This is a genomic window from Janibacter indicus, from assembly GCF_900176385.1.
GTDB classification, from domain to species: domain Bacteria; phylum Actinomycetota; class Actinomycetes; order Actinomycetales; family Dermatophilaceae; genus Janibacter; species Janibacter indicus.
The window spans coordinates 80,325-101,044 of sequence record NZ_FWXN01000001.1; the positions used below are offsets into that span (position 1 = coordinate 80,325).

General features: G+C 70.4%; 23 protein-coding genes. 22 read left to right on the forward strand and 1 reads right to left on the reverse strand.

Annotated features, from left to right (window positions below):
* Positions 1-2: 2 nt before the first annotated feature.
* From thrC to rho, 3 genes are all read left to right on the forward strand, one after another.
* Positions 3-1,106, forward strand: a complete 1,104-nt coding sequence (thrC, locus tag B9B60_RS00340) for a threonine synthase (RefSeq protein WP_084449352.1) — start codon at positions 3-5, stop codon at positions 1,104-1,106.
* 2 nt (positions 1,107-1,108) lie between these two features.
* Positions 1,109-2,050, forward strand: coding sequence for a homoserine kinase (gene thrB, locus B9B60_RS00345; RefSeq protein WP_084449353.1), 942 nt, complete (start codon positions 1,109-1,111; stop codon positions 2,048-2,050).
* A 225-nt stretch (positions 2,051-2,275) separates the two neighbouring features.
* Positions 2,276-4,213, forward strand: coding sequence for a transcription termination factor Rho (gene rho / locus B9B60_RS00350; RefSeq protein WP_143445369.1), 1,938 nt, complete (start codon positions 2,276-2,278; stop codon positions 4,211-4,213).
* A gap of 182 nt (positions 4,214-4,395) precedes the next feature.
* Here the strand turns inward: rho and B9B60_RS00355 are convergent, their stop codons facing one another.
* The gene (locus tag B9B60_RS00355) at positions 4,396-4,992 is read right to left on the reverse strand and encodes a GNAT family N-acetyltransferase (RefSeq protein WP_143445370.1); all 597 of its coding nucleotides are present in this window, start codon (positions 4,990-4,992) and stop codon (positions 4,396-4,398) included.
* Between the two features lie 192 nt (positions 4,993-5,184).
* Here B9B60_RS00355 and rpmE point away from each other — a divergent pair, with 192 nt between their 5' ends.
* The 19 genes from rpmE (at position 5,185) to B9B60_RS00450 (ending at position 20,720) form a co-directional block, all read left to right on the forward strand.
* Positions 5,185-5,403 (forward strand): 50S ribosomal protein L31, encoded by a 219-nt coding sequence (gene rpmE / locus B9B60_RS00360; protein ID WP_072623991.1) that lies wholly within the window; start codon positions 5,185-5,187, stop codon positions 5,401-5,403.
* An 87-nt stretch (positions 5,404-5,490) separates the two neighbouring features.
* A complete protein-coding gene (gene prfA, locus B9B60_RS00365; protein WP_084449356.1) occupies positions 5,491-6,576 on the forward strand; it encodes a peptide chain release factor 1 in 1,086 nt (361 codons plus the stop codon).
* A complete protein-coding gene (prmC, locus tag B9B60_RS00370; protein WP_084449357.1) occupies positions 6,573-7,448 on the forward strand; it encodes a peptide chain release factor N(5)-glutamine methyltransferase in 876 nt (291 codons plus the stop codon). Before prfA ends, prmC begins: the two co-directional genes overlap by 4 nt.
* A gap of 286 nt (positions 7,449-7,734) precedes the next feature.
* A complete protein-coding gene (locus B9B60_RS00375) occupies positions 7,735-8,655 on the forward strand; it encodes an L-threonylcarbamoyladenylate synthase (protein WP_084449358.1) in 921 nt (306 codons plus the stop codon).
* On the forward strand, positions 8,652-9,929 hold the full coding sequence (locus B9B60_RS00380; protein ID WP_084449359.1) for a serine hydroxymethyltransferase: 1,278 nt from the start codon (positions 8,652-8,654) through the stop codon (positions 9,927-9,929). Before B9B60_RS00375 ends, B9B60_RS00380 begins: the two co-directional genes overlap by 4 nt.
* A gap of 80 nt (positions 9,930-10,009) precedes the next feature.
* Entirely contained in the window at positions 10,010-11,152 is a 1,143-nt protein-coding gene (locus B9B60_RS00385; RefSeq protein WP_084449360.1) for an MraY family glycosyltransferase, read from the forward strand.
* A gap of 102 nt (positions 11,153-11,254) precedes the next feature.
* The gene (locus tag B9B60_RS00390; protein ID WP_143445371.1) at positions 11,255-11,674 is read left to right on the forward strand and encodes a hypothetical protein; all 420 of its coding nucleotides are present in this window, start codon (positions 11,255-11,257) and stop codon (positions 11,672-11,674) included.
* A gap of 41 nt (positions 11,675-11,715) precedes the next feature.
* Positions 11,716-12,054 (forward strand): AtpZ/AtpI family protein, encoded by a 339-nt coding sequence (locus B9B60_RS16750; RefSeq protein WP_200811081.1) that lies wholly within the window; start codon positions 11,716-11,718, stop codon positions 12,052-12,054.
* Positions 12,051-12,848, forward strand: coding sequence for a F0F1 ATP synthase subunit A (atpB, locus tag B9B60_RS00400; protein WP_084449363.1), 798 nt, complete (start codon positions 12,051-12,053; stop codon positions 12,846-12,848). Before B9B60_RS16750 ends, atpB begins: the two co-directional genes overlap by 4 nt.
* A 100-nt stretch (positions 12,849-12,948) precedes the next feature.
* Positions 12,949-13,158, forward strand: a complete 210-nt coding sequence (locus B9B60_RS00405; RefSeq protein WP_185221747.1) for an ATP synthase F0 subunit C — start codon at positions 12,949-12,951, stop codon at positions 13,156-13,158.
* Between the two features lie 50 nt (positions 13,159-13,208).
* Positions 13,209-13,856, forward strand: a complete 648-nt coding sequence (locus B9B60_RS00410; RefSeq protein WP_223277776.1) for a F0F1 ATP synthase subunit B — start codon at positions 13,209-13,211, stop codon at positions 13,854-13,856.
* Complete coding sequence (locus tag B9B60_RS00415) at positions 13,856-14,665, forward strand: F0F1 ATP synthase subunit delta (protein WP_084449364.1); 810 nt, start codon at positions 13,856-13,858, stop codon at positions 14,663-14,665. The genes B9B60_RS00410 and B9B60_RS00415 overlap by 1 nt, the downstream gene beginning before the upstream one ends.
* 71 nt (positions 14,666-14,736) lie before the next feature.
* Positions 14,737-16,374 carry a F0F1 ATP synthase subunit alpha gene (gene atpA / locus B9B60_RS00420; RefSeq protein WP_072624002.1) on the forward strand — a complete coding sequence of 546 codons (1,638 nt, stop codon included), beginning with the start codon at positions 14,737-14,739 and terminating at the stop codon, positions 16,372-16,374.
* A gap of 100 nt (positions 16,375-16,474) precedes the next feature.
* Complete coding sequence (locus B9B60_RS00425) at positions 16,475-17,374, forward strand: F0F1 ATP synthase subunit gamma (protein ID WP_084449365.1); 900 nt, start codon at positions 16,475-16,477, stop codon at positions 17,372-17,374.
* Positions 17,375-17,391: 17 nt separating this feature from the next.
* Positions 17,392-18,846: a F0F1 ATP synthase subunit beta gene (gene atpD / locus B9B60_RS00430; RefSeq protein WP_084449366.1), complete on the forward strand. Its 1,455-nt coding sequence runs from the start codon at positions 17,392-17,394 to the stop codon at positions 18,844-18,846.
* A 115-nt stretch (positions 18,847-18,961) separates the two neighbouring features.
* Positions 18,962-19,468, forward strand: coding sequence for an NINE protein (locus tag B9B60_RS00435; protein WP_084449367.1), 507 nt, complete (start codon positions 18,962-18,964; stop codon positions 19,466-19,468).
* Positions 19,465-19,932, forward strand: coding sequence for a DUF2752 domain-containing protein (locus B9B60_RS00440; RefSeq protein WP_084449368.1), 468 nt, complete (start codon positions 19,465-19,467; stop codon positions 19,930-19,932). Before B9B60_RS00435 ends, B9B60_RS00440 begins: the two co-directional genes overlap by 4 nt.
* A gap of 73 nt (positions 19,933-20,005) precedes the next feature.
* Complete coding sequence (locus tag B9B60_RS00445; RefSeq protein WP_084449582.1) at positions 20,006-20,275, forward strand: F0F1 ATP synthase subunit epsilon; 270 nt, start codon at positions 20,006-20,008, stop codon at positions 20,273-20,275.
* A gap of 10 nt (positions 20,276-20,285) precedes the next feature.
* Positions 20,286-20,720 carry a DUF2550 family protein gene (locus tag B9B60_RS00450; protein WP_084449369.1) on the forward strand — a complete coding sequence of 145 codons (435 nt, stop codon included), beginning with the start codon at positions 20,286-20,288 and terminating at the stop codon, positions 20,718-20,720.

Consider the following 20,720-nt stretch of genomic DNA (forward strand, 5'->3'; position numbering starts at 1 on the left):
ACATGACTGCCCACCAGTGGCGCGGCGTCATCACCGAGTACTCCGACCGGCTGCCGATGCTCGCCGGCGCCCCGACCGTCACCCTGCGCGAAGGGGGGACCCCCCTCATCCCCGCCGAGCACCTCAGCGAGCTCGTCGGCGCGCAGGTCCACGTCAAGTACGAGGGCCTCAACCCCACCGGCTCCTTCAAGGACCGGGGTATGACGACGGCGATGTCCATGGCCGCGGCGAAGGGGGCCAAGGCCGTCATCTGCGCCTCCACCGGCAACACCTCGGCGTCGGCGGCCGCCTACGCGACCAAGGCCGGCATGACCTGTGCGGTGCTCGTGCCCGAGGGCAAGATCGCCATGGGCAAGCTCTCGCAGGCCATCGCCCACGGCGCGACGCTGCTTCAGGTCGACGGCAACTTCGACCACTGCCTCGACGTCGCCCGCAAGCTCGCCGAGTCCTACCCGGTCGAGCTGGTCAACTCGGTCAACCCGGCGCGCATCGAGGGCCAGAAGACCGCGTCCTTCGAGATCGTCGACGCCTTGGGCGATGCGCCCGACATCCACTGCCTGCCGGTCGGCAACGCCGGCAACATCACCGCCTACTGGCGCGGCTACCGCGAGTACGCGACCGAGACCGAGGGCGTCTCCGGCGCCCTCGCGCCGGTGTCCACCCGCACCCCGCAGATGTGGGGCTTCCAGGCCGCCGGCTCCGCGCCCATCGTCCTGGGCCACCCCGTCGACGAGCCCGACACCATCGCCACGGCGATCCGCATCGGCAACCCCGCGTCGTGGCAGCAGGCCGAGGCCGCGCGCGACGAGTCGGGTGGCCGGATCGAGGCGGTGACCGACGAGGAGATCCTCCGGGCGCACCGGATCCTCTCCTCGCGCGAGGGCATCTTCGTCGAGCCGGCCTCGGCCGCCTCGGTCGCCGGCCTGCTCAAGGCCTCCGCCGCCGGGCAGGTCCCCGCCGGCGCCACGATCGTGTGCACTGTGACCGGTCACGGGCTCAAGGACCCGCAGTGGGCCCTGAAGAACGCCGACGGGTCGGACGTCGCGCCGGTGAGCGTGCCCGCCGAGGCCTACGCCGTCGCCCGCGAGCTCGGTTTGCAGGACTGAGCGTGACGATCGCCGTCGGGACGTCGGTCACCCTCGAGGTGCCCGCGTCGAGCGCCAACCTCGGCCCGGGGTTCGACTGCGTCGGTCTGGCCCTGGGCGTCTGGGACCAGTGCACCGTGCGCGTCACCGAGGCACCCGGGCTGGTCGTCGACGTGAGCGGCTCGGGCGCCGACTCCGTGCCGCGCGACGAGAGCCACCTCGTCGTGCGCACGATGGTGACAACCTGGCAGCACCTCGACGTCGAGCCGCCGGCCGGCCTGCACCTGAGCGCGACCAATGCCGTCCCGCACGGCCGCGGTCTGGGGTCCTCGGCGACCGCGATCGTCACCGGTGTCGCCGCCGCCCACGCGCTCGCCGTCCGCGGCGGTGCGCTCGCGGGGGAGGAGCTCGACCTCGACGTCATCAACTCGATCGCGGCCGCGCTCGAGGGCCACCCGGACAACTCGTCCGCGAGCGTCCACGGCGGCGCGACGCTGTCCGTCACCGAGGCCGCTGAGCCGCTGCCGCGGACCCGGACCGTCCCCCTTCGTCTCGACCCGCGGATCACGCCCGTGGTGCTCGTGCCGGAGACCACGCTGAGCACGCACACCGCCCGGGCGGTCCTGCCCGAGGTCGTGCCGCTGGCCACGGCGGCCGCCAACTCAGCGCGGACCGGGCTGCTCGTGCACGCCCTCACCAGCGCGCCGGAGCTGCTCGTCGAGGCCACGACGGACCTGCTCCACCAGGAGCCGCGACGTCCGAGCTACCCGCAGAGCATGGAGCTCGTCGACGCGCTGCGGGCCGCCGGATGCGCCGCGACGATCTCCGGCGCGGGGCCCTCGGTCCTCGTGCTCACCGACGTCGGCCGCCTCGACGAGGTCCGCGGCATCGCGGCCGGGACCTCCGCCGCCTGGCAGGTCCTCACCCCCGGCGTCCCCACCGACGGCGTGCGCCTGCTGGGGTGACGTCGCCAGGGCGACGCAGTGATACATTGGCGGTGCTCCTTCAGGTCCGGTGCGTCGACCAGCCGGTCGAGTCGCACATGAGGGCCGGAGCCCCCTCCCACGTGAGTGCCATCGGCCTTGCGCCCTGGCACGCAGCCGTGGGGATCAGATGCACATCATCCCGCTCTTGACGGGACTCATCAGGCCTGCCCGACCCGGGTGGCCCCAACGAGGGAAGGGTCCTTCGTGACCGACACCACGACCGGCGACAACGCCGCTCCCGCGAACAGCGAGCAGCCCCGTCGCTCCGGCGCCCTGAGCGCCATGCGCCTCGCCCAGCTCCAGCAGCTCGCCTCGAGCATGGGGATCACCGGCACCGCCAAGATGCGCAAGAGCGACCTCATCGCCGCCATCCGCGCCCAGCAGTCCGGCTCCTCCGCCCCCGCCGCCTCGGCCCCCGCCAAGCGGTCGGCCAAGACCGAGCAGCCGAAGGGGGAGGACGCCCCCTCCGCGCCCCGCGAGGAGACCGCGTCGCCGGCCCCCCGCGACGACAAGCCCGCCGAGCGTGCGCAGGGCGAGCGCGAGCAGCAGGGTGGCCAGGACCGCCAGCAGCAGGACCGCCAGCAGGGCGAGCGTGAGCAGCAGGGCGGCAACGACCGCGCCGAGCGCAACGACCGCACCAACCGTGGCGGCGACGACCGCCAGGGTGGCCGCAACGACAACCAGGGCGGCCGCAGCGACCGCGACCAGGGCGGCAACCAGCAGGGTGGCCGTGGCGGCGACAACCGCCAGGGTGGCCGCAACGACACCCAGGGCGGCGACAACCGCCAGGGTGGTCGCAACGACAACCAGGGTGGCCGCAACCAGGGTGGCGGCCAGGGCGGCAACGACGACGAGCGCGGGGGCCGGCGCAACCGCAACCGCAACCGCAACCGCAACCGCGACAAGCGCCGCGGGGGCCAGCAGTTCGACGACACCGAGCCGCAGATCAACGACGACGACGTGCTCGTCCCCGTCGCGGGCATCCTCGACGTCCTCGACAACTACGCCTTCGTGCGCACCTCGGGCTACCTGCCCGGTCCGGGCGACGTCTACGTGCCGCTCGGCATGGTCAAGCGCAACGGCCTGCGCAAGGGTGACGCCGTCACCGGTCAGGTCAAGGCCGCCCGCGAGGGTGAGGAGCCGCAGCAGCAGACCGTCGGGACCAAGGGCAACCGCGGCAAGTACAACCCGCTCGCCAAGCTCGAGACGGTCAACGGCCTGACGCCCGACGACGCCAAGCGCCGCGCCGAGTTCGGCAAGCTCACGCCGCTCTACCCGCAGGACCGTCTGCGCCTCGAGACCGAGTCCAATGTCCTCACGACGCGGATGATCGACCTCGTCGCCCCGATCGGCAAGGGCCAGCGTGGGCTCATCGTCGCGCCGGCCAAGGCCGGCAAGACGATGGTCATGCAGTCGATCGCCAACGCGATCACGACCAACAACCCCGAGTGCCACCTCATGGTCGTCCTCGTCGACGAGCGCCCCGAGGAGGTCACCGACATGCAGCGCGCGGTCAAGGGTGAGGTCATCGCCTCCACCTTCGACCGCCCGGCCGACGACCACACGACGGTCGCCGAGCTGGCCATCGAGCGCGCCAAGCGCCTCGTCGAGATGGGCCACGACGTCGTCGTGCTCCTCGACTCGATCACCAAGCTCGGTCGCGCCTACAACCTTGCCGCCCCGGCGAGCGGGCGCATCCTCTCCGGTGGTGTCGACTCCGCGGCGCTGTACCCGCCGAAGAAGTTCTTCGGTGCGGCCCGCAACATCGAGAACGGCGGCTCGCTGACGATCCTCGCCACCGCGCTCGTCGAGACCGGCTCGCGCATGGACGAGGTGATCTTCGAGGAGTTCAAGGGCACCGGCAACATGGAGCTCAAGCTCGACCGTGGCCTGGCCAACCGCCGCATCTTCCCTGCGGTCGACGTCAACGGCTCCGGCACCCGTCGCGAGGAGATCCTCCTCGCGCCGGAGGAGCTGAAGATCATGTGGAAGCTGCGTCGCGTGCTCGCGGCCCTCGACACCCAGCAGGGCGTCGAGCTGCTCATCGACCGGCTGCGCAAGACGAAGACCAACTACGAGTTCCTCATGCAGGTCCAGCAGACGAGCTCGATCAAGCTCGACGACGAGGACGAGACGGCCTGACGCCGACCCGACCACGGCTGGGGGGCCGCTGCGCTACGTGCGCGGCGGCCCCCTTCGTCGTCCCGAAACCCTCACCGCGCGCGACCCGACCATGAGACATAGGGTTGTGGCACACCACGCTTCACGGGCTCGGGGGGTGCCCGACCCTGCATTGCCGTAGGGCAATGCGAAGGGGGAGGAGGTCAGGCCTCGTCGGGGCCGGGCGAGTCCTCGTCGGAGAGCCCCTCGGCCGGGCGCTGGACCACGCGGCGCATCTCGGGGAAGCGGGCCTCGACGAAGCCGTAGTCGTCGTAGATGTCGCGGCCGACCTCGGTCGCGTTGAGCGAGATGACCTCGACATCGGTCTCTTCCTCGAACCACGCGATGAGCTCGCCGAGCACCGCGTGGGTGAACCCGAGCCGACGGTGCCGCGGGAAGGTCGCGATGTTGGAGACGTGACCACCGGCGCCGCGGCGGGTGGGCCCGGGCATGAGGTCGACGACCTGACCCATCGCGCACGAGACGACGGTGCCGTGGGCCTCGGCGACGACGACCCGCACGTCGTCGTCGGCCAGGTGCAGCTGCAGCCAGCGGGCGGCGTCCTGCTGCCACCCGATGTCGGAGACCTCCTCGGAGGAGGCGCCCATGGCCTCGTACATCAGCGCCCGCAGGGCGACGATCGTGCCGATGTCGCCGGCCGTGGCCGGGCGGATCACCGAGCCCTCCACGGGGCCGGGGGTGGACTCCCTTCGTCGGTCACGGGTGGAGCGACGCGGGAGGCGGGGGGCTCGAGGTGCCATGCGCCCATCCTGCCGCAGCCGCTTCGCCGGGTGCGGGGAACAACCACCGCCGACGGTGTGTTTGGACCACCGTGTCGGCTCTGGCACAATCGACTGCTGGCCCGGTTCACGGCACGCGGCACAGACGTCCGCAGTTGTCGGCCCCAGCGAGGGCGCAACGCCGACCCGGGCACCACGACCAAGGAGCACCACGTGAAGAAGGACATCCACCCCACCTACGAGGCCACCAGCGTCTCGTGCACCTGCGGCAACACCTTCACCACCCGCAGCACCAAGCCGGGCGGCGAGATCCGCGTCGAGATCTGCAGCAACTGCCACCCCTTCTACACGGGCAAGCAGAAGATCATGGACACCGGTGGTCGCGTGGCCCGCTTCCAGAAGCGTTACGGCCAGAAGACCGAGGCCAAGTAACCCACTCGATGCGCCGGTCAGCCCACTGGGCTGGCCGGCGCATCAGTCTTCCCACCACCTCCACCCACCGACCGCCGGGAGGCCACCGTGCTCGAGTCCGTCGAGGCGCTGCTCGCCGAGCACGCCGAGCTCGAGGCATCACTGGCCGACCCCGCCGTCATCGGTGACCCCGACCGGCTGCGCGAGGTCAACCGCCGCTACGCGGAGCTCACCCCCGTCGTCACCGCCCAGCGCGAGCTCGAGCTGGCCGTCGGTGACCTCGAGGCCGCCCGCGAACTCGCGACCGAGGACGCCGCCTTCGCGGCCGAGGTCCCGGCCCTCGAGGAGAGCGTGGCCGCCGGCGAGGACCGGCTGCGCCGGCTGCTCATCCCGCGCGACCCCGACGACGACCGTGACGTGATCCTCGAGATCAAGGCGGGCGAAGGGGGCGAGGAGTCCGCCCTCTTCGCCGGTGACCTGCTGCGCATGTACCTGCGCCACGCGGAGAAGCGCGGCTGGAGCACCCGCCTGCTCGACGCCACCGAGTCCGACCTGGGTGGCTACAAGGACGTGCGGGTGGCGGTCGGCGCCAAGGGTGCGGCCGAGCCCGGCACCGCCCCGTGGGCCCGCCTCAAGTACGAAGGGGGAGTCCACCGCGTCCAGCGCGTCCCCGTCACCGAGAGCCAGGGCCGGATCCACACCTCCGCGGCCGGCGTGTGGGTCATGCCGGACGTCGGTGACGTCGTCGAGGTGGACATCGACCCCAACGACCTGAAGATCGACGTCTACCGCTCCTCCGGGCCCGGTGGACAGTCGGTCAACACGACCGACTCCGCGGTGCGGATCACCCACCTGCCGACCGGCGTGGTCGTCTCCTGCCAGAACGAGAAGTCCCAGCTGCAGAACAAGGAGTCGGCGATGCGCGTGCTGCGCGCCCGGCTGCACCAGATGGCGATGGACGAGGCCGCGGCCGAGGCCAAGGAGGCGCGCGCCTCGCAGGTGCGCACCGTCGACCGCTCCGAGCGGATCCGCACCTACAACTTCCCCGAAAACCGGATCAGTGACCACCGCACCGGCTTCAAGGCCAACCGGCTCGACGCGGTCCTCGACGGTGACCTCGACGCCGTCGTCGACTCCGCGGTGCAGGCCGACGAGGAGGCGAGGCTCGCGGCTCTCGCCGGGGACGGGGAGTGACCTCCCTTCGCTCGGCGGTGGGAGAGGCAACGGCCACGCTCACCGCTGCCGGGGTGCCGACCCCTCGACCCGACGCCCTGCTCCTGGCAGCCCACGCGCTGGGCTGCGACCGCGGCGAGGTCGAGCGCCGCATGCTCCTGGGCGCCGACCTCGACGAAGCGGGCGCACGGCGACTCGCGGCGCTCGTCGAGGAGCGCGCCGCCCGGGTGCCGCTGCAGCACCTCACCGGGACCGCCCCCTTCCGCCGGCTCGAGCTGCACGTCGGGCCGGGCGTCTTCGTGCCACGCCCCGAGACCGAGCAGGCCGTCGACCACGTGCTCGCCGCGATCACCGGCCTCGAGGCACCCGTCGTCGTCGACCTGTGCACCGGCTCGGGCGCGCTCGCGCTGGGGGTCGCCGACGAGGCGCCGGGCGCCGAGGTGACCGCCGTCGAGCTCAGCGAGCTCGCCGTGGCCTGGGCCGCGCGCAACATCGAGGCGACCGGACTGCCCGTGCGGCTCGTCGCCGCCGACGCCACCGCCGACCCGGCCACCGTGCCCGAGCTCGCCGAGCTCGTCGGCCGGGTCGACGTCGTCGTGTCCAACCCTCCCTACATCCCCGTCGGGATGGTGCCGCTCGAGCCGGAGGTCGCCGAGCACGACCCAGAAGTCGCGCTCTACGGCGGTAGCGCCGACGGGCTGGCGATCCCGCTCGCGGTCGCCGCGGCCGCCGCACGCCTGCTGCACCCGGGCGGGTTGCTCGTCATGGAGCACGCCGACAGCCAGGGCGAGAGCCTGCCCCGCGCGCTGGCGGCGACGGGCGACTGGGCGGACGCCACCGACCACACCGACCTCGCCGGACGCCCCCGCACCACGACCGCACGTCGCGCCTGAGCCCGGCACGAGCACGACGAAGGGGGCGTGGCCGGTCGGCCACGCCCCCTTCGGTGGTGCTGGGGACTTCAGAGGATGTACATCAGCAGCACGATGATCAGCAGCACGCCGACGATCGTCCAGATGAGACCTGAGCCTCGCATGTTCTCCTCCTCGAGGGGATCGGTTTTGGGCGGTTTTTCAACCTATCGCCGCGAGGGGCGCGTGGGGGCGAAGCGGCGTCACCAATTCGGCGGCGTCCCGACCGGCCCCGTCCGCCGCGAGCCTGCGGCATAGGGTGGTCCCCATGAGTCCCGTCGTCGATGCGACCACCGCAGACCGCGAGCAGAGCGTGACGGCGACGGTCGACGCCGTCCGCCGCGGCGAGGTCGTCGTCATCCCCACTGACACCGTCTACGGGATCGGGGCCGATGCCTTCGACCCCGAGGCGGTCGCCGCCGTCCTCAGCGCGAAGGGGAGGGGGCGCGACATGCCCCCGCCCGTCCTCATCCCCGACGTGCGCACCGTTGACGGACTGGCCCGCGCCGTGCCCGAGTGGGCCCGCCGGCTGGTCACCGAGCTGTGGCCGGGGCCGCTGACGCTCGTGCTGCTCGCCCAGCCGTCGCTCCACTGGGACCTCGGCGAGACCGCCGGCACCGTCGCGCTGCGCATGCCCGACGACGAGATCGCCCTCGAGGTCCTGCGCGAGACCGGCCCGCTCGCCGTGACGAGCGCCAACCGCACCGGCGAGCCGGCGGCCACCAGCGTCACCGACGCCGCCGTGCAGCTCGGCCCGGCCGTGAGCGTCTACCTCGATGGTGGTCCGCGCACCAGTCAGGAGCCGTCGACGATCATCGACTGCACCGGCGAGCACCCCGTCGTCCTGCGTCTCGGCGCGATCGGCCGCGAGCGTCTCGAGGAGATCCTCGGCGTGGGCTTCGACCGGCCCGCCGACGCCGGTGAGGGCGTCGCCGACGTGGCGACGCCCGATGACACCGACTCCGCCGACGACGCCGGACCCGACCCGCAGCCGGGTGACCTGCCCGTCTACGACGACGAGGACCCCGAGGTGGCGGCCGCCGAGGCGGCTCGTCACCACGAGGCCCGGCACGGCACCGCCGGTGACGCCGCCGACGCGCAGTGGGAGGATCTCCCTTCGTCGGACCCGGCCCACCCCGAGACCGACCCGACCGACCCCACCACCCCGACCACGGAGGCCCCTCGATGACCGACGACACCTTCTACGGCTCCGACTTCGGTGCCCTGAGCGCCTTCGACCCGGAGATCGCCGGTGTCCTCACCAGCGAGCTCGACCGCATCCGTGGCGGCCTGCAGCTCATCGCCAGCGAAAACATCTCCTCGCCGGAGGTGCTCACCGCGCTCGGCTCGACCTTGAGCAACAAGTACGCCGAGGGCTACCCGGGGCGTCGCTACTACGGTGGCTGCTCCGAGGTCGACAAGGCGGAAAACCTGGCGATCGAGCGCGCCAAGAGCCTGCTGGGCGCCCAGCACGCCAACGTCCAGGCGCACTCCGGTGCCAGCGCCAACCAGGCCGTCTACGGCGCCTTCCTCCAGCCGGGCGAAAAGATCCTCGCGATGTCGCTGCCGCACGGTGGCCACCTGACCCACGGCACCAAGGTCTCCTTCTCGGGCAAGTGGTTCGACGCCGTCCACTACGGCGTGCACCCCGAGACGGAGGACGTCGACTACGACGAGATGGAGCGCCTGGCCAAGGAGCACCGGCCCAAGGTCATCTGCTCCGGCGGTTCGGCGATCCCGCGCCTGCTCGACTTCGAGCGCATCCGCGCCATCTGCGACGAGGTCGGCGCGATCATGTGGGTCGACGCGGCCCACTTCATCGGTCTCGTCGCCGGCAAGGCGATCCCGAGCCCGGTCCCGCTCGCCGACGTCGTCACCTTCACGACGCACAAGGTGCTCCGCGGCCCCCGCTCGGGTGCGCTGGTGTGCAAGGAGGAGCACGCCAAGGCGCTCGACAAGGCGATCTTCCCGATGATGCAGGGCGGGCCGCAGATGCACACGATCGCGGCCAAGGCGGTCAACTTCAAGGAGTGCGCGACGCCCGAGTACCAGCAGTACGCGGCCGACGTCATCGCCAACTCCAAGGTCCTCGCCGACGAGCTCCTGAAGCGCGGCATCCGCCCGACGACCGGCGGCACCGACACCCACCTGGCGCTGCTCGACCTGCAGGGCGTCGGCGTCACCGGGGTCGACGCCGAGGCGCGTTGCGACGCGGCCGGCATCACCCTCAACAAGAACGCCATCCCCAACGATCCGCAGAAGCCCTCGGTCGCCTCCGGCATCCGCGTCGGCACCCCGTGCGTCACGACGCAGGGCATGGGCACCGACGAGATGGTCAAGATCGCCGAGCTCATCCACACCGCCGTGACGAAGGGGGACGCCGACCCCGAGCACGAGGTCTCCCGTGAGGTGCGTGCCCAGGTGAGCGAGCTCGTCACCACCTTCCCGGCCTACCCGCGCTGAAGGGGTAGCACGCCGGTGGTCGAGGTGCGACGAGCCCTGCGAGGAGCCTCGAGACCCGGGCCACCGGACGGGGGTCAGCGGTGAGGGAGTACGTCTTCGTCTTCCTCGTCGCGCTCGCCTCGACCTATGTCCTCGTCCCCCTGGTGCGCACCATCGCGGTGCGCGTCGGCGCCTTCACCGAGGTGCGGGAGCGCGACGTGCACGTCGTGCCGATCCCGCGCCTCGGTGGGGTGGCGATGTTCCTCGGCTACGCGGCCGCGACCCTCGCGGCGTCGCGGATGCCCTTCCTGCGGCAGGTCTTTGAGACCGGTGAGCTCATCGGGATCCTCGTGGGGGCGGGCGTCGTCTGCCTCGTCGGGGCGATCGACGACGTCAAGGAGCTCGACGCCCTGACCAAGCTCGGCGGTCAGCTCGTCGCCGCCGCGATCATCGCCTTCGCCGGGGTGCAGTTCTTCTCGCTGCCGCTCGGCACGGTGACCGTGCTGCCCGCGCCCGTGCTCGTGCTCATGACGATCTTCGTCGTCGTGCTGTGCATCAACGCGGTCAACTTCATCGACGGGCTCGACGGCCTGGCGGCGGGCCTCGTCGCCATCGCCGCCGGTGCCTTCTTCATCTACAGCTACCTCATCTCGGGTGGCTACGACCCGCCCAACGTCTTCTCCTCGGCGACCTTCATCTCCGCGGCGCTCGCGGGCTGCTGCCTGGGCTTCCTGCCGCACAACGTCTTCCCGGCCAAGCTCTTCATGGGCGACTCCGGTGCCCTTCTGCTCGGGCTGCTGCTCGCGGCCGCGACGATCTCCAACGTCGGGCAGATCAACCCCGACCAGGTGAAGGTGAGCGCCAACGCGGTCGCCGCGACCGTGCTGCCGCTGCTCATCCCGATCTCGATCATGCTGCTGCCGCTCCTCGACGTCGTGTGGGCGGTCGCGCGACGGACCGCCCGCGGGCAGCGCCCGTGGGACGCCGACAGCCAGCACCTGCACCACCGCATGCTCCAGATCGGCCACGGCCACCGGCGCGCGGTGCTGCTGCTGTGGCTGTGGGCGGCCGTCGTCGCCCTGGGGGCGGTGAGCTTCGTCTTCCTGCCGCCGCTCGTCGCCGGCATCGGGGGAGTGATGATGCTCGGCGTCGCCGCGGTCCTGACGATCTGGCTGCCGCGCTTCTCCCGACCCGGGCACCGACCCAAGAAGTACGATGCCCAGGGGCAGCGGATCGACGCCTGATTGGTGGCCTCCGCGGCGCTTGTGTAAACTTTCACAAGCGCCCGCCGGACCGTCTGGTCCGACCCGTAGAGCACCTGATGCTCCCGTTCCCGAAGTGAGCCGATGACGACGACTCAGCGCCGCAGCCCCGTGCCGGGCATGCGCCGTGGTGTTCTCGTCGCCGGTGTCATCGGGACCGCGCTCACCACCGCTGTCGGCGCCTTCGCGAGGGGTTCCGACGGCGCGTTGAGCGCGCTGGTCGGTTCGCTCCTCGCTTTCTTCGTCGTCCTCACGGGACTCATGGCGATCTCGCTCATCGTGGCCGGTGACGTCGGGACGTCGATGGCCGGTGCCGGGGTGGTCTACCTCGGTCAGCTGATCATCCTCGTCGCGGCGATCGCCGTCGTGCGCGAGATGTCGTGGCTCGACGGCCGCACGGCCGCCCTCTCCGCCATCGTCGCGACCGTCGTCCTCCAGGCAGGTGTCGTGGCCGGCTACGTGCGCGGACGACACCTGATCCACCCGACCGGGGCCAGCGCATGAGTGCCATCGCCCGGCGGCGGAAGGGGGAGACCCCTCGCTTCGTGACCAAGGCGCTCCCGAGCGCCGAGGAGTCGGCGGCGAGCGCCGAGCGCTACCGCACCGACCCGACCCGGCCCCACCCGGCGGCCGCATCCGACGCGATGGCCGCAACGGTCCTCGCCCACCTGATCACCGGGCCCATCCTGTACGGCGCCATCGGCTGGCTGCTCGACCGGTGGCTGGGGACGTCGTTCCTCGTCATCATCGGGATCGTCGGCGGAATGGCTCTGTCGCTGTACGTGATCTGGCTCCGGTACGGTACGTCCCAGGCACCCACAGACGATGCCCCCTCCGCGGGGAAGAAGACGGCTGCCCAGCCACACAACGAGGAGAACCAGTGATCCTGACTGCGCCCGTGCTGCCTGCTTCCGGTGGAGGGGAGTACGAGACCCCCACGCCGGAGATCTTCTGGCAGCCGCTCTTCGAGGTCGGCGGCATCGTCGTCACCAACCAGATGGCCTGGGCTGCCATCGTCACTGCGGTCGTCTCGATCGTCCTGGTCGTCCTGAGCCGCAAGGCCGCCGTCGTCCCGAGCAAGGGCCAGTGGCTGCTCGAGGGCTTCTACAACTTCCCCCGCAACAGCGTGGCCAAGGACATGATCGGCACCAAGGAGTTCCGCCGGTTCGTCCCGCTCATCGTCACCCTCTTCACGATGGTGCTCTTCTACAACCTGATGGGCATCTTCCCCTTCGCCATGAACCCGGTGACGGGCAAGATCGGTTTCGCGATCGCCCTCGTCGCAGTCGTCTACGTCGTCTACCACTGGGTGGGCTTCCAGAAGATGGGCTTCGTCGGCTACTTCAAGCACATGATCCCGCCGGGCCTGCCGGGCTGGATCGTCCCCGTGGTCTTCCTGCTCGAGCTGATCACCTACTTCATCACCCGGCCGTTGACCCTGGCGCTGCGACTCTTCGGCAACATGTTTGCCGGCCACATGGTCATCTACCTCTTCGTCACGGCTGGCGCCTACTTCCTGCTCGACGGCGGCGTCCTGCTCAAGGTGCTGTCGCTGCCGACCTTCCTCATGGCCGGCGTCATGGTCATCTTCGAGGCCCTGGTGCAGTTCCTCCAGGCGTTCGTCTTCGTCCTCCTGACCTCCAGCTACATCGCCGGAGCCCTGGCCGACGACCACTGAGTCGGCACCCCGCACCTACAACTGCATAGCACCAACACCCAGAACTTCCCCGTGGGACAGACCCCGCGGCGGATCACAGAAACACGAAAGAGGAAACATCGTGGAAATCTCCGGCAACCTCTCGCTCATCGGTTACGGCCTCTCCGCCATCGGCCCGGCCATCGCCGTCGGTCTGATCTTCGCCGCGTACATCAACGGTGTCGCCCGTCAGCCCGAGGCCCGTGGCCTGCTGCAGCCGATCGCCATCCTCGGCTTCGCCCTCGCCGAGGCGCTCGCCATCTTCGGTCTGGTGCTCTTCTTCATCAACTGATCCGCCGGCAACGGCATCGTCAAACCGGCACCAGTCACTAGGAGTACCCCGTGCACATCACCGCAACCGCTTCGTCGGTCGTGGGTCTCGCGGCGGCCGGCGGGGAGAGCATGCCGCTCATCCCGCAAATCCCGGAGCTCGTCTTCGGGCTCGTCATGTTCGCGATCCTCTACTTCGTCGTGGCGAAGTTCGTGGTTCCGAACATCGAGAAGGCCTACGCCGAGCGTCACGCCGCGATCGAGGGTGGCATCGCCCAGGCCGAGAACGCCCAGGCCGAGGCCGAGGCCGCCAAGGCCCAGTACGAGGCCCAGCTGGCCGAGGCTCGCGCCGAGGCCGCCAAGATCCGTGAGGACGCACGCGCCGAGGGCGCGGCCATCGTCGCGGAGATGCGCGGGCAGGCTCAGGACGAGGCCAACCGCATCACCGAGTCGGCGCACAAGCAGATCGAGGCCGAGCGCCAGCAGGCCCTCGTCTCCCTGCGCGGTGAGGTGGGTCGTCTGGCGACCGACCTGGCCGGTCGCATCGTCGGCCACGAGCTGCAGGACTCCTCCAGCCGCCAGGGCCTCATCGACCGCTTCCTCGCGGAGCTCGAGTCGGGTCAGGTCCAGCCGGAACAGGTGGGTGCTGCTGCGGCAGCGACCGCCGCGCCGGCGGAGCAGGGCCAGCTCGACCTCGGCGACACGGGGCGTGACGCCTGATGCGAGGCTCTTCCCGCGCCGCCGTCGCCGAGGGACGCCAGTCCTTCGAGACCGCGCTGACGACCGGGGACCCGGCCGTCCTGGCGGACGAGCTCTTTGCCGTCACCGCGCTGCTCGACGACAACGTGGCACTGCGCCGCACCGTCGCCGACCCCTCGCGTGAGGGCAAGGAGCGGGCCGACCTCGTCACCCGGCTGCTCCACGGCAAGCTGTCCAACGAGACCGTGGGCGTCGTCTCGGTGCTCGTGACCCAGCGCTGGGCGCAGGACCGCGACCTCACCGACACGATCGAGCGCTTCGGCGTCGAGGCCCTCCTCAAGGGGGCCGAGGCCAGCGGCAGCCTCGACCAGGTCGAGGACGAGCTCTTCCGCTTCGAGCGTCTCGTCGACGGCAACCCCGAGCTGCGTGACGCCCTGGGCAACCGTCAGGGCGACCCGGCCGGCAAGGCCGACCTCGTCAGCACCCTCCTGCAGGGCAAGGCCCGGCCGGAGACGGTCCGACTGGCTCGCCAGGCGGTCCTGGCGCCGCGGGGTCGTCGCTTCGACCGCACGCTCGAGGCCTACCTCGACATCGCGGCCGAGCGTCGCCAGCAGCTGACCGCCGTCGTGACGACCGCGGTCGACCTCACGCAGGAGCAGCGCACCCGCCTGGCCGGCGCGCTGCAGCAGATCTACAGCAAGCCCGTCCAGCTGCAGATCGTCCACGACGAGGACGTCATCGGCGGGATCCGGGTCCAGATCGGCGACGAGGTCGTCGACGGGACCGTCCTGCGACGTCTCGACGAGGCGAAGCGCCACCTGGCCGGCTGAGCCCGGGTCAGACCCACCATGCAGACCACATATTCGGCCACCACAGCGGCCGGCAACGAGGAGAAGACAACATGACGGAGCTTTCGATCCGTCCGGAGGAGATCCGGGACGCCCTGGACGGCTACGTGCGGTCCTACAACCCGGGCGCGGCCTCCCGCGAAGAGGTCGGCCGCGTCACCGACACCGGTGACGGCATCGCCCACGTCGAGGGACTCCCTTCGGCCATGACCAACGAGCTGCTCGAGTTCGAGGACGGCACCCTCGGCCTCGCGCTCAACCTCGACGTCCACGAGATCGGTGTCGTCGTCCTCGGCGACTTCTCCAAGATCGAGGAGGGCCAGACGGTCAAGCGGACCGGCGAGGTCCTCTCGGTCCCGGTCGGTGACAACTTCCTCGGCCGCGTCGTCAACCCGCTCGGCCAGCCCATCGACGGCCTCGGCGAGATCGAGGCCGAGGAGCGCCGCGCGCTCGAGCTGCAGGCCCCCTCGGTCGTGCAGCGCAAGTCGGTCCACGAGCCGCTGCAGACCGGCCTGAAGTCGGTCGATGCCATGACCCCGATCGGCCGTGGCCAGCGTCAGCTGATCATCGGTGACCGCCAGACCGGCAAGACCACGGTCGCGGTCGACACGATCATCAACCAGAAGCAGTTCTGGGAGACCGGCGACCCGCAGAAGCAGGTGCGCTGCATCTACGTGGCCATCGGCCAGAAGGGCTCCACGATCGCGTCCGTCAAGGGCACGCTCGAGGAGGCCGGCGCCATGGAGTACACGACGATCGTCGCGGCTCCCGCCTCCGACGCCGCCGGCTTCAAGTACCTCGCCCCCTTCACCGGCTCGGCCATCGGCCAGCACTGGATGTACCAGGGCAAGCACGTCCTCATCGTCTTCGACGACCTGAGCAAGCAGGCCGAGGCCTACCGCTCGATGTCGCTGCTGCTGCGCCGCCCGCCGGGTCGCGAGGCCTACCCGGGTGACGTCTTCTACCTGCACTCGCGTCTGCTGGAGCGCTGCGCCAAGCTCTCCGACGACATGGGCGCCGGCTCGATGACCGGTCTGCCGATCATCGAGACCAAGGCGGGCGACGTCTCGGCGTACATCCCGACCAACGTCATCTCGATCACCGACGGCCAGATCTACCTGCAGGCCGACCTCTTCAACTCCGACGTCCGCCCCGCCATCGACGTGGGTGTCTCGGTCTCGCGTGTCGGCTCGGCCGCGCAGACCAAGGCGATGAAGTCGGTCTCCGGTCGCCTCAAGCTCGACCTGGCCCAGTACCGCGCCCTCGAGGCCTTCGCGATGTTCGCGTCCGACCTGGACCCGGCGTCGAAGCAGCAGCTGGCCCGAGGCGCCCGCCTCGTCGAGCTGCTCAAGCAGAAGCAGGCCGACCCCTACCCGGTGCCCGAGCAGGCCGTCGCCATCTGGGCCGGCACCACCGGTGAGCTGGACCCCATCGCCGTCGAGGACGTGCGTCGCTTCGAGGCCGAGTTCCTCGACCACCTGCGTCGCAACAAGAACGACCTCATGGAGGGCATCCAGGAGACGGGCAAGCTCGAGGACTCGACGATCTCCGCCCTCGAGGCCGAGATCAAGAGCTTCCGCGAGACCTTCGCCCCGTCCAACAAGGACGAGGTCCCGGTCGGTTCCGCCGAGGAGTCGGGCGAGGACGCCCAGGACTCCGAGCAGGTCCAGATCGTCAAGCAGAAGCGCTGACCCACCACCGGTCGGGCGTCGTCCGCGACGCCCGACCGGGGGCAGCAGCCCCGACCGCCGGCCCTGAGCCGACCACAGACCACCAGAGAGGCGGAAGCACATGGGAGCGCAGATCCGGGAGTACCGGCAGCGCATCCGGTCCGTCAGTGCGACCAAGAAGATCACGCGCGCCATGGAGCTCATGGCGGCCTCGCGGGTCGTCAAGGCCCAGCAGGCCGTGCGTGAGTCCACGCCCTACGCCCGCGCCCTGACGCGCGCCGCGTCGGCCGTGGCCACGTACTCCGACGAGGACCACCCGCTGACCACCGAGCCGGACAACGTGCGCCGTGCCGCGGTGCTCGTCATCGCCGCCGACCGCGGCCTCGCGGGCGGCTACAACTCCAACGTCCTCAAGGAGGGGGAGCGGGTCTCCGCCGCCCTTCGTGACCAGGGCAAGGAGGTCCAGACGTACCTCGTGGGTCGTCGCGCGGTCTCCTACTACTCCTTCCGCAAGAAGGAGTACGTCGCCGAGTGGACCGGCTCGTCCGAGAAGCCCAGCTTCGACAACGCCCGTGAGATCGGCGAGCGGCTCGTCGCCGACTTCACCACGGACTTCGAGGACGGCGGCGTCGACGAGGTCCACGTCGTCTTCACCCGCTTCGTCTCGATGGTCACGCAGGAGGCCGAGGTCATCCGGCTGCTGCCGCTCGAGGTCGTCGAGGGCGTCGAGGAGCCGGGCGAGGAGGAGCTGTACCCGCTCTACGAGTTCGAGCCGAGCGGCGAGGAGCTGCTCGACACGCTGCTCCCGCGCTATGTCAACGCGCGCATCTTCAACTGCCTCCTCCAGGCGGCGGCCTCCGAGCTCGCGGCACGTCAGCGCGCGATGAAGTCGGCGACCGACAACGCCGAGGAGCTCATCAAGAAGTACACCCGACTGGCCAACCAGGCCCGTCAGGCCGAGATCACCCAGGAGATCTCCGAGATCGTCGGCGGGGCCGGGGCCCTTGCCGAGTCCAAGTGAGAAGGTAGAGAGAACCCATGACTGCCACCGTCACCGAAGAGAACACCACCCAGGCGGGTGGGGTCGGGCGCATCTCCCGCGTCACCGGCCCGGTCGTCGACGTCGAGTTCAGCGCCGACACCATGCCCGACCAGTACAACCTGCTCACCACCGAGGTCCAGCTCGGGGAGACCACCCGCACGCTGAACCTCGAGGTCGCCCAGCACATCGGCGACAACATGGTCCGCGCCATCTCCCTGCAGCCTACCGACGGTCTCGTCCGCGGCGGCCAGGTGCAGGACACCGGCGGCCCGATCACGGTCCCCGTCGGTGACGTCACCCTCGGCAAGGTCTTCAACGCGACCGGCGCCTGCCTCAACCTCGAGGAGGGCCAGACCCTCGAGGTCAACGAGCGCTGGGGCATCCACCGCTCCGCCCCGGCCTTCGACCAGCTCGAGTCGAAGACCCAGATGTTCGAGACCGGCATCAAGGTCATCGACCTGCTGACCCCCTACGTCCAGGGTGGCAAGATCGGCCTCTTCGGTGGTGCCGGTGTCGGCAAGACCGTCCTCATCCAGGAGATGATCGCCCGAGTCGCGCGCGACCACGGTGGTGTCTCCGTGTTCGCCGGTGTCGGCGAGCGCACCCGTGAGGGCAACGACCTCATGGTCGAGATGGAGGAGGCCGGCGTCCTCGGTCAGACCGCCCTGGTCTTCGGCCAGATGGACGAGCCGCCGGGCACGCGTCTGCGCGTCGCCCTGTCCGCCCTGACCATGGCGGAGTACTTCCGCGATGTGCAGAAGCAGGACGTGCTCCTCTTCATCGACAACATCTTCCGCTTCACGCAGGCCGGTTCCGAGGTCTCCACGCTGCTGGGCCGCATGCCCTCCGCCGTGGGGTACCAGCCGACCCTCGCCGACGAGATGGGCGTCCTCCAGGAGCGGATCACCTCGACGCGTGGTCACTCGATCACCTCGATGCAGGCGATCTACGTGCCGGCCGACGACTACACCGACCCGGCGCCGGCGACGACCTTCGCGCACCTCGACGCGACGACCGAGCTCAACCGTGAGATCGCGTCGATGGGTATCTACCCGGCCGTGGACCCGCTGACCTCGACCAGCCGGATCCTCGACCGTCGCTACATCGCGGAGGACCACTACAACACCGCGGTCCGCGTGAAGTCGATCCTGCAGAAGAACAAGGAGCTGCAGGACATCATCGCGATCCTCGGTATCGACGAGCTGTCCGAGGAGGACAAGATCCTCGTCAACCGCGCGCGTCGTATCCAGCGCTTCCTGTCGCAGAACACCTACGTCGCCAAGCAGTTCACCGGCATCGAGGGTTCGACGGTCCCGCTGACCGACACCATCGAGGCGTTCACCAAGATCGCCGACGGTGAGTACGACCACGTGGCCGAGCAGGCCTTCTTCATGTGCGGTGGCCTCGACGACGTCGAGCGCCAGTGGGCGGAGATCCAGAAGAGCCTCTGACCCCACCCCGCGTCAACGCGACGGCCGCCCCCTTCGTCCATCGAAGGGGGCGGCCGTCTCGTTGACGTGGTAGGGCATTGGGGCGCGGGGGAGGGGGCCAGCTACACTGGCGGCCATGACGACTCCCGGCGACCAGCCGCACACGCCCGGCCCGCCCCCGCCCCCCGGGGTCGGCGGAGCCCAGGGTCAGCCCGGCCAGGGCCAGCCGCAGTCCGGCTACCAGGCGCCCGGATACCAGCAGGCTCCTCAGTTGACCGGTGCCGAGCGCTACCACCTCAACGTCATGGGGCAGGACTACGGGCCCTACGACCTCACCCAGCTGGCCGGCATGGCCGTCGGCGGTCAGCTCAAGGGCGACACCCCGGTCCGTGCCGAGGGCCAGCAGACGTGGTTCCCCGCGTCGCAGGTGCCCGGGCTCTTCTCCAGCCGCGAGTGGATGACCACCCTGCTGCTGTCGATCTTCGTCGGGAGCCTCGGCGTCGACCGCTTCTACCTCGGCCAGACCCTGCTCGGGGTGCTCAAGCTCGTCACCTGCGGCGGTGCCGGCATCTGGAGCCTCATCGACATCATCCTCGTCGTGACCCGCAAGATGGTCGACGTCGACGGGCGGCCGCTGCGATGACCCAGCAGACCGGCGGGCAGGTGCACTTCGCACGCGGCGTGAGCATCGCCGAGCGGACCATCATGCCGATCCTCGCCGTCATGAGTCTCGCGGGTCTGGTCATCGCCCGGCTGTGGCCGGTCCAGTCCGTCGAGTCGGGTGCTCCGACCTGTCTCCTGCGCATCGCGACCGGCCTGCCCTGTCCCGGGTGCGGCATGACCCGTTCGTGGGTCCATCTCGCCCACGGCAACGTCGGTACCGCTTTCGAGTACAACTTCTTCGGTCCGATCGCGATGGTGGCGGCCGCCGGCATCGTCCTGTGGACGGTCTACGCGCTGATCCGTCGGATCCCCACGGGCGCCCTCTTCGATCGGCTCAACCCACGCCTCCTCATCGCGCTCACCGTGGTCTGGCTGGGCTACTCCCTGGTCCGCGCGGTCAGCATCGGCCTGGGCCAGGACTACTTCGCGCTCGTCGTCGCCTGAGGCGCGCGCAGGCCCGCACCACGCGCGGGCTACGATGGACACCCGCACCACCGAGACGAAGGACCCCCCTCCCGTGAGCTCCCTCAACGTCGAACTCGTCGCCGCCGACCGCAAGGTCTGGTCCGGCGAGGCCAGCATGGTCCGCGCCCGCAGCACCGAGGGCGAGATCGGCATCATGCCCGGTCACACCCCGCTGCTCGGCGTGCTGATCGAGGGTGACATCGTCATCCACACCACCGAAGGTGGGGACCAGGCCGCCACGATCGACGGTGGCTTCCTGTCCGTCGACCACGACAACGTCACGATCGTCGCCGAGACCGTCCAGACCCCGGCCAAGGCCTGACGCACGTTTCATGTCCACCCTGCAGGCGGTCGAGCTCGTCCTGCTCGCAGGGTGTCTACTCCTCGCGCTGTGGCTGGTGCTGGTGTGGCTGCGTCGCCGATCGTTGGCCGCCCACGGCCCCTTGAACCCGTGCGCCGTCAAGTTGCCCGAGTCGCCCCGGTGGCGACTCGGGTTGCTGCGTCTCGGGTCGGACCGGCTCGACTGGTTCAGCGTCGGAAGAGTGACGACGCACCCGACGATGACCTGGCTGCGTGAGGGCCTGGAGATCTCCACCCCGCAGTCGGGCGAGACCGTCTCGATCCCGGGCCTCGACGGTGCCCTCTCGGTGACGCTCAGCGGCCGTGACGGGGTGCTCGCCCGCCTCGCGGTCGAGCCGAAGATCTACCCGGCGATCCGCTCCTGGCTGGAGTCGGCGCCGCCGGGCCACAACGTCAACGTGACCTGA